Origin of the sequence: Fibrobacter sp., assembly GCF_017545445.1 — a bacterium.
In the GTDB taxonomy this organism is placed as follows: Bacteria; Fibrobacterota; Fibrobacteria; order Fibrobacterales; family Fibrobacteraceae; genus Fibrobacter.
Window position 1 is genome coordinate 25,520 of sequence record NZ_JAFWOM010000004.1, and the last position, 7,540, is coordinate 33,059.

7 protein-coding genes and 1 pseudogene are annotated in these 7,540 nt (G+C 48.5%); 2 read left to right on the forward strand and 6 right to left on the reverse strand.

All coding sequences use genetic code 11. The features are described 5' to 3' along the window. Positions 1-12 precede the first annotated feature (12 nt). The 3 genes from nrdG to IKG78_RS00355 all read right to left on the reverse strand — a co-directional run bounded on the left by nrdG (position 13) and on the right by IKG78_RS00355 (position 3,379). The gene (gene nrdG / locus IKG78_RS00345; protein WP_290937984.1) at positions 13-573 is read right to left on the reverse strand and encodes an anaerobic ribonucleoside-triphosphate reductase activating protein; all 561 of its coding nucleotides are present in this window, start codon (positions 571-573) and stop codon (positions 13-15) included. A 150-nt stretch (positions 574-723) separates the two neighbouring features. Further along, positions 724-870: an anaerobic ribonucleoside-triphosphate reductase gene (nrdD, locus tag IKG78_RS00350; protein ID WP_041260231.1), complete on the reverse strand. Its 147-nt coding sequence runs from the start codon at positions 868-870 to the stop codon at positions 724-726. 178 nt (positions 871-1,048) lie between these two features. Beyond that, positions 1,049-3,379: an anaerobic ribonucleoside triphosphate reductase gene (locus IKG78_RS00355; protein ID WP_290937986.1), complete on the reverse strand. Its 2,331-nt coding sequence runs from the start codon at positions 3,377-3,379 to the stop codon at positions 1,049-1,051. 209 nt (positions 3,380-3,588) lie between these two features. Between IKG78_RS00355 and IKG78_RS00360 the strand changes: the two genes are divergently transcribed. Further along, the gene (locus IKG78_RS00360; RefSeq protein WP_290937988.1) at positions 3,589-4,116 is read left to right on the forward strand and encodes an NAD(P)H-dependent oxidoreductase; all 528 of its coding nucleotides are present in this window, start codon (positions 3,589-3,591) and stop codon (positions 4,114-4,116) included. Here IKG78_RS00360 and IKG78_RS00365 read toward each other — a convergent pair. The 3 genes from IKG78_RS00365 to IKG78_RS00375 all read right to left on the reverse strand — a co-directional run bounded on the left by IKG78_RS00365 (position 4,108) and on the right by IKG78_RS00375 (position 6,872). Continuing rightward, complete coding sequence (locus tag IKG78_RS00365; protein WP_290937991.1) at positions 4,108-4,899, reverse strand: SIMPL domain-containing protein; 792 nt, start codon at positions 4,897-4,899, stop codon at positions 4,108-4,110. The genes IKG78_RS00360 and IKG78_RS00365 overlap by 9 nt on opposite strands. Before the next feature lie 126 nt (positions 4,900-5,025). After that, a complete protein-coding gene (locus tag IKG78_RS00370) occupies positions 5,026-6,465 on the reverse strand; it encodes an SIMPL domain-containing protein (RefSeq protein WP_290937993.1) in 1,440 nt (479 codons plus the stop codon). A 20-nt stretch (positions 6,466-6,485) separates the two neighbouring features. Continuing rightward, positions 6,486-6,872 carry a hypothetical protein gene (locus tag IKG78_RS00375; RefSeq protein ID WP_290937996.1) on the reverse strand — a complete coding sequence of 129 codons (387 nt, stop codon included), beginning with the start codon at positions 6,870-6,872 and terminating at the stop codon, positions 6,486-6,488. Between the two features lie 280 nt (positions 6,873-7,152). Here IKG78_RS00375 and IKG78_RS00380 point away from each other — a divergent pair. Next, positions 7,153-7,540 (forward strand): annotated as a pseudogene (locus IKG78_RS00380) (threonine synthase); the annotation flags it as partial.

Here is a 7,540-nt window from a genome sequence, read left to right on the forward strand (position 1 = left end):
AGCCCATAGCGCTTACGTATTGTATTCGCGGTCGGGATGTTCCGCCATTTCGTCGAGCTGGATTTGGTGAATCACCACATGGCCTTCGACGAGGCTCTTCTGCACATCGATAATGCGCTGGTTCCATGAACCGCGGAACTTGAGTTCAAGCGATTTTTTCGCCATGATGAACGGGCCGTCAATCAGAATATCCGCGAACGAAAGGAGTTCAAAAAGCTCCGGCTTTTCGGGAGTCAGCTTTATCAGCTGTTCGTACGTATAGCCCGTGAAAATCACGAGATTGAGTCCGCGTTCCTTGATTTCGCGGGCAAGCGGAACAAGTGCCGCCGCCTGGTCCATCGGATCTCCACCGCTAAACGTCACTCCGTCCAGCAGCGGATTTTCCTTGATCATCGTGATGATGGCTTCGCGCTCGATAAAGTGTCCGCCAGCAAAATCATGCGTCTGCGGATTCTGGCAACCAGGGCAGTTGTGGTGGCAGCCCTGGGTAAACACAGTCAAGCGGATTCCGGGACCATCGACAAACGATTCCGGCTCGATTCCAGCAATACGTAAAGGAGGATAATCGGACATGGTGAGGAAGCTCGCAAGCTCGCTTTAAGGTTGTTAGGTTTTAGGTTGTAGGTCTTAGGATCACTATCACGCGTTTCTCGCGTCCATTATAAGGCGGCTCTGCCGCGATTTTTCCTAATACCTAACCCCTATTACCTATAACCTCTTTTATTACACACCGTGCTTTACGCGATCGTTGACTTCGGCACGCTTGGCGTTGTTGAAGCGATCGACTGTACCGACGAGGTAACCTGTAATGCGGCGGATGCGTTCAAATCCGACACCTTCACCATACTGAGAGAGTTCTTTTTCTGACATTTGGTTTCTCCTTGTTTGCGGCTTCGCCGCAGTTGGCAGTTAACAGTAGGCAGTGGTTAGAAGTTATGCATCGTCATCCTTCGAAGAGAATCCATACACAGCAATCAGGTAATGTATGGATCCTCGCTACGCGAGGATGACTGCAATCCTGTTTACCAACCACTATTTACTAACCACTTTACCTAATCCCTCTGAATGCGGGCATTCCTGGGAATTTCTTTCTAAGTTCTTCGAGTTTTTCGCACGAAATCGCATGGCCTTCGCTACGTCCGCAGCGCGGGCAGACGTCGCCAATCACGCCCACGAATCCGCAAACCGGGTCGCGATCCACCGGATGGTTGATGCTTCCGTAGCCGATTCCGACTTTTGCCATGTGCTGCACAATCTTTTCGAAGGCTTCCAAGTTCTGCGTCGGATCGCCGTCGAGTTCCACATAGCTGATGTGGCCAGCGTTGGTGAGCGCGTGGTACGGGGCTTCGAGCGAGAGCTTCTTGAAGGCCGAAATCTTGTAATAGACCGGCACGTGGAAAGAGTTCGTGTAGTAATCGCGGTCGGTAACGCCCGGGATAATGCCAAACTTTTTCTTGTCCATGCGCACAAAACGGCCCGAGAGGCCTTCAGCCGGTGTTGCAAGCAAGCTGAAGTTGAGGCCAAGACGTTCGGATTCCTTGTCGCAGAATTCACGCATGTGGCCGATAATCTTGAGGCCAAGTTCCTGCGAGGCATCGGATTCGCCATGGTGCTTGCCCGTAAGCATCACGAGCGTTTCAGCAAGGCCGATAAAGCCGATGGAAAGTGTACCATGCTTGATGACTTCACCCACGGTATCTTCCCAGCCGAGCTTGTCGGAATCAATCCACACGCCCTGTCCCATGAGGAACGGGAAGTTCTTGACCTTGCGGCGGCTCTGCACGGCAAAGCGTTCCATGAGCTGGTCGCTCACGAGTTGCATCATGCGGTCGAGTTCCTTGAAGAACAAATCGACGGACTTCATCTTGATGGCGATACGCGGGAGGTTAATCGAGGTAAAGCTCAAGTTGCCACGGCCATAAGAAATTTCACGGCTCGGGTCGTAATTGTTGCCAATCACGCGGGTACGGCAGCCCATGTACGAAATTTCGGTTTCGGGATGCCCCGGCTTGTAGTACTGCAAGTTGTACGGAGCGTCCTGGAAGCTGAAGTTCGGGAACAAGCGCTTTGCACTCACGCGGCACGCGAGCTTGAACAAATCGTAGTTCGGTTCGCCCGGATTCAAGTTGATGCCGTCCTTGACGCGGAAAATCTGGATCGGGAAGATAGCCGTTTCGCCACCGCCGAGGCCTTCTTCGGTCGTCAAAAGCAAGTTCTTCATGACCATGCGGGCTTCCGGTTCCGTGCACATGCCATAGTTGATGCTAGAGAACGGAGTTTGGGCACCGGCACGGCTGTGCATGGAGTTCAAGTTGTGGACAAACGCTTCCATGGCTTGGAACGTTGCCTTATCCGTTTCTTCGTAAGCCTGCTGTTCGGCAAACTTTTGAGACTTCTTCACGATTTCAGCATCGTAAGTCTTGGAAAGTTCGCGGATTTCTGTTTCCCGGAACTTTTCGTTCGGCACGAGCGTCGCGACCATGCCCATTTCGGCCATTTCGCTATGAAGCTTCTTCACGACCGGCAAAATTTCCTCTTCTTCCTTGCCCGTATAAAGGATAAGAGCCTTCACCATGTTCGAAAGGTAGGCCTTGCGGTACGTGATGCGCACGCCGTTCGCCATGGCATAGTCAAAATTCGGCACAGACTGGCCGCCATGCTGGTCGTTCTGGTTAGACTGAATCGCAATAGCGGCAAGAGCTGCGTAACTGCGGATGTCCTTCGGTTCGCGAAGATGACCGTGACCCGTATTGAAGCCATTCTTGAACAACTTAATGAGGTCTATCTGGCAGCAAGTCATCGTGAGGGAATAGAAATCAAGGTCATGGATGTGAATGTCGCCATCCATGTGAGCACGGCTGTGTTCCGGCTTGAGCATCATCATCGTGTAGAAGTGCTTTGCGGATTCAGAACCGTACTTGAGCATCGTGCCCATGGCTGTGTCGCCGTCGATGTTCGCGTTTTCACGCTTGAGGTCGGATTCCTTCGCAGAACTGAACGTGATATCGTGAAGCGTATGCATGAGGCGCGTATTGACTTCACGCACACGGGTGCGTTCAGCACGGTACAAGATGTAGCTCTTGGCAGTATCGGCGTAACCACCTTCGGTCAAAGCCTTTTCTACAGCATCCTGAATTTCTTCGATGTCCGGCTTCGTCTTGTTTTCGGCTTCCAAGTGGCCAACAGCTTCGGCAGCAACTTTTAGAGCAACGTTTGTCAGAAGGTCATCGTTTCCAAGCAAATTCATCTGCGACTGTGCAGCCTTGATCTGCTCGTTCAATTCCCCGGAGGCTCTAAAAGCCTTGATAACGGCATCCGCAATCTTCTCAATGTTGAACGGCATTTCGCGGCCGTCACGCTTCTTTACTGTAAAGATCATCTAAAAAAAACCTTCAAATCCCTTTTCCTCAAATATAGTCAAATTTCAAAGAATTTACTATATCTTGTGTTCGAAATCGGACCACACCCACAAGATGTAGGTCAACAACACTACAAGTATAATAAATCTTGAACCATTTTGGAGTATTTTTTCCATTAAAGTTGTAATTTTTTTATAATATATCATAAACTTATCAACAGAAAAAAATAATGAACAATCAAATCACAATTCTTCTATCGCATCCTAACATTTGTAACTCAATGTTTAACAAATACTTAGTGGATATCAACAGGAAAAATCCAAATTTTTGTTTTCACCACCTTGACAAAAACAGAAATAATGGTTATTTCGATTTAAATGTTGAAAAAAATTTACTTCGAGAGTCTAAAGCGATCGTCTGGCAGTTCCCTATATATTGGTACAACTCCCCCGCAAGTCTGCGCGACTGGCAAGACCAAGTCATGAGTCCAATTGTCTATAGTGCCGACAACTTTCTGAAAGGGATGCCCGTACGCGTCGTGTTTACCGCAGGCGCCGCCGCCGAACACTACACCCACGAAGGCCTCAACCGCTTCACGGCAGAAGAAATGCTCATCCCGTTCGAAATGACCGCGAACGCCGCCGGCATGAAATGGTTTAAGCCGCTCGGTTTTTACGGGTGCAGCCCGGATATGCCAAAGGCCGCCCTCGAAAAGGCGGCCCAGGATTACGAAAAAAGTTTGTTAGAATTACTTTAGTTCAAACGTCACGCGGACGGAAGCACTGACCTCGACGGAATCGGCAATTGCACTTTCGTCAGGCATTGCAGCCTCCGCAGCACCGTCCATCATTGCAGATTTCGCCATCATGAGACCGTTCGTGCGGAGGCGAATCGGCCTGTAATAGACACCGCCGCCTTCGCCATTGATTTGAAGCACTCGGCCAAGGCTAGCTCCAACGCCTTCGGCGTATTCTTTTGCCTTGTTCCTAGCCTTTTCGCCCACAGCCTTGATAACTTTAGACTGCACGGCGTTTTCGTCCTTGAGCCCAGCCGACGTACGGCGGATTTCAACATCCGGTTCCGGAGAAAGAGCCTGCACAAGAGCGGCTGCATCAATTTTCCTGTTCACGGTAATGACAAAACTCTGCGTCGCCACATAGCCTACAAGTTCGCGCTTGTTGTTGCGGTAAGTCCATTCCTTGCGGATATCGACGCTATTCTGTTCCACGTCGGACTGCGGAATGTCCAGCGACTTGACGTTTTCAAAAATCACGGAGCGGCGTTCCGAAATGCGTTTAAAGACAGCTTCCTTGTCCTTGCCGCGGATTTCGAGGCTAAAGCCCATCTCGAACTTGTCGGCGGCGAACTTCTTGGTTTCGGACGCCGAGACCTCGATACGCGGGACCTCGATTGTCGTAGTGCCATTGGCATTGACCGTCGGAACCACCGCAGCGCGATCGTCCTTGACCGTGCGGATGAGGAAAATAACGCAAACAAGAAGCGCTATCAAATAAACCATGTTTAGCAGTTTTGATATCATTGTTTAGCCCTCTTTTTAATGTTTTGATATCATTTTGTCACCCCGGCTTAGGTCCCTGAGCTTGTCGAAGGGCCGGGGCCAACTTTTATGGATTTAAAATAGTCATTTTCTATAAGAAAAACCACTTTACTTCAGTTCGACGACCACATTGACGCGAGAACTGACCTCGACAGAATCCGCAATCATGTCACCGGCGCCACCTCCCAAAAGACCGGCCAAGCCTCCACCAAAACTACTTGAAAGCCCTCGTCTGTTTCCAAGAACGGTCCTACCCCTGGCATTGGATTCATAAGAAATCTCGTTGACAATATTGTAATCCTCAGAAGAGTTGTCCCCCACAAAAACAACATCGCCCAGTTTTCCACCAAAGCCCTCGGCAATCGCCGTCGCACGAGCCATGGCCTTACGCCCGGCAATTTCGGTCACGAGGACCTGAAGGGAATCTCGATTTTTCAACACGGACGAGATTTCACTAACAACAATATTGTCCGCACCACCGACCTCCGCCAAAAAAGCCGCCGCATCCTGCTTGGACGTAAAATTGACCGTAACAAACTGGCGGGCTCTAAAACGGCTCTTCTTGTGCGCATTGTTTTCCATATCCCATCTTGACTTGATTCCAATCCTTGCGGTATGGACTTCTATTTCGGATTCGGCAACGCCCAAATTTTTAGCAAGCGAAACGATAGAATCCTTCACACGCCCCACTTGGTTGTAGATTTCATCCCTGTTATTGCCATCAACCACCGCCCCCGCAGAAATAGTAAACAGGTCCGCCAAGAATTTCTTAGATTCATCCTGACTCACCTGGACATAAGATTGCTTGGGTTCATCACGTCCCTTTAGCTGCACAGACACATTCAATTCTGCGCGGATGCAAACGGAATCCGAATAGCTCGCATACTCTTTAACGTTGGAATTGCCTTCGGCAGCTAGAATTCTCCCCGCCGTAGCCCCGACGCTCCGGGCATATACATCGGCCTCTTTCAGAACCTTCTTGCAAGCACGCTTTATCGTTTCGACCTCTAGCGAATCTGCATTTTTCAATCCGCCAACAGTTTTAAGTTCATCTACAAAATCGAGAGTCGCCAATTTGCGTTCGACTTCGTCGGTACGGGACTTGTTCGGTAACTTGATTTCGATAACCTGCTGGGCCACGTAGCCTAGCAAAATTCTTTTTCCTTTGAGATAATCAACATCGGTAGAAATGCTCATCGAATGCATGTCGTAACTTGATTTTTCGACATTCAATTCTTTGAACATCGAAAGCAACTTTTCGCGGCTTTCGTTCAGCAAGTTAAAAGCGCGGCTCTTTTCCTTATGCTTTTGAACAATCTTGAACGTTATCTTGTACTCGTCAGCGAGAAACATCTCTTGCTCACTCGTCGAAAGCGAGATGACATTCCAGCCGTCCTTGACTTTAGTCTGTTCGCTCGCAACCTCAGGAGCCGTCGATGCCGCAACATTCCCCTTGTTCGCTTGGTCGTCACGCCCGAGTTTCATCGAAAGAATCAGGCACACGAATGCGAGCACAATAATAACGATGTACGAAACCTTGTTCTGCATATTTTTCTCCTATACTGATATCAATTTAATTTTTTCAAAGAATCCAAATTTATTTCCCAATGATTTCCTTTAGGTGGACCTAAAAAAAATCTTTTTTCTTCAAGTTTAACGAGTAAATCTATTACTTTATAATCATTACCATTAGTCAACTCCTGCAAACTTATTTGGTCAACAACATTTGAATCGACAAGCCACTGTACAATACAGCCATCTATACAAGTTCCACCAAGCATAGTTTCTGTCACTACATGACCATCTTTTTCTTGCTTAATCAAACAATCATTGACTTGTCTAACAGGATTACCAACATAAATAACAGAGTTTAAGCGTTGATCCTTTTTTAATTCATATTTACTACTGTAAATCAAAACATTACTAAACGCCATTGGGTTTTCAAGCGGCCACATGCACCCAGCCAAAAACAACAAAGCACAACATAGAAAACGCCCAATTTTCCACATCTTTAATTTCCCTAAATATATGGACTCCCTTTCCTATCCACCAACAGACATGAAGGATGAAATCACCGAATGATAAACTACTTAATTTCAGTACAGCAACGCATAAAATTAATTTTTACATATTTGGGGAGTCCCCAGCCACTTTCAGGAATAGACTTGAGGGGATCCAGCGATTCACCTCTTGTCTAAATTTCTATATTTGCGACGTAAAATTAAAGAGGAAATTATGTCTCAGTTTAACGCTCATTTCAGAAACATCAACGGCGACGACACCTACCCGCTGACCGACGTCATTTACCGCAGCAAGGTCGATGGGAGCCTGCTCGAAGTCGAACACGACCGCGCAGCACTTGCAAGCAAGAGCCCCGAAGAATGGAAGAAGCTCTTTGCCGAACGCCGCATGAGCTTCAAGCCCGAAGACATGAGCGGTATCTGGAGCAAGCGTGAAATGGTGCTCCCGGACATGCCGGTCGAAGACATCGTCACCATGCGCGAAGGCTGGAGCCCGCTTTTTGACGCAGCTCCGCTCGCAAAAGATTTAGGCATCGGAAGCCTCAAAGTGAAGCTTTGCGGTAACTCCCACACGGGTAGCTTCAAGGACCTCGGCATGACGG